Below are 337 nucleotides of genomic sequence, written 5' to 3'. Positions count from 1 at the left end.
AGTGCCTTCGTCGTGCGCCTTCACGCGTGTGGCGAGGCGCTCCTTGTTGCACGGGCCGTCGCCGTTGACCACGCGCCAGAATTCTTCCCAATCGATCTCGCCGTAGTCATGCGCGTTTCTTTGCGCGTTCCACTTCAGATCGGCGTCGGGCAGCGTGACGCCCAGAATCTTCGCCTGCTCGACGGTTGCATCGACAAACTTCTGGCGCAGGTCGTCGTTCGAGATGCGCTTGATGCCCCATGCGAAAGACTGGCCGCTGTGAATCGAATCCTTGTCGCTCGGGCCGAACATCATCAGCACCGGCCACCACCAGCGGTTCACCGCCTGTTGCACGAGA

The 337-nt window shown here is 61.4% G+C and carries 1 protein-coding gene; it reads right to left on the bottom strand.

The window, feature by feature from the left end; genetic code table 11:
* Window positions 1-337 (bottom strand): Phenylacetic acid catabolic protein (locus PQR08_RS38760; RefSeq protein ID WP_408164527.1); only part of this gene is annotated, 337 nt, incomplete at both ends.

Source organism: Caballeronia jiangsuensis (assembly GCF_046030135.1).
Lineage (GTDB): Bacteria > Pseudomonadota > Gammaproteobacteria > Burkholderiales > Burkholderiaceae > Caballeronia > Caballeronia jiangsuensis.
Note: the sequence above shows the minus strand (reverse complement) of the source record. Positions and strands in the feature narration are given on the sequence as shown.